Origin of the sequence: Paraburkholderia sp. JHI2823 (assembly GCF_038900695.1) — a bacterium.
Lineage (GTDB): Bacteria > Pseudomonadota > Gammaproteobacteria > Burkholderiales > Burkholderiaceae > Paraburkholderia > Paraburkholderia mimosarum.
Genome location: NZ_JAYMRY010000262.1, coordinates 1 through 449, shown reverse-complemented (window position 1 = coordinate 449; position 449 = coordinate 1). Strand labels below are relative to the sequence as shown.

Sequence of the window (449 nt, the reverse complement as noted above, 5' to 3'; positions counted from 1 at the left end):
CTCCCATCCAGCGCATCGAGCAGATGACGCGCCGCGACCGTGCCGATCTCGCGCGTGTCCACGTGCATCGTCGTCAGGGGCGGCCGCGCTTCGCGCGCGATCGCGAGATCGTCGAAGCCGGTCACCGAAAGCTGCCCGGGAATCGCGATGCCCAGTTCTTCCGCTTCCCGCAACACGCCCAGCGCAATATGATCGTTGCCGCAGATGACCGCCGTCGGACGCGGCCCCGGTTGTTGCCAGAGTGCGCGCAACGCCCGCCGGCCAAAATCGAGCGTGGATTCACCTTCGATCAGATGCTCGGGCCGCACCGCGAGACCATGTCGCTCGAGCGTGGCACGAATGCCCGCGAGGCGCGCCTGCACGCGGTCGTTGTCCCGTGTCGGCTGGAGGCAGACCGCGAATGACCGGTGTCCGACCGCGACGAGATGCTCGGTGATCTCCTCATAGGC

At 67.5% G+C, this 449-nt stretch carries 1 protein-coding gene; it reads right to left on the bottom strand.

What is annotated here, in order from left to right; translation table 11 throughout:
• Nucleotides 1-449 (bottom strand): substrate-binding domain-containing protein (locus VSR34_RS38610; RefSeq protein ID WP_342965258.1); only part of this gene is annotated, 449 nt, incomplete at both ends.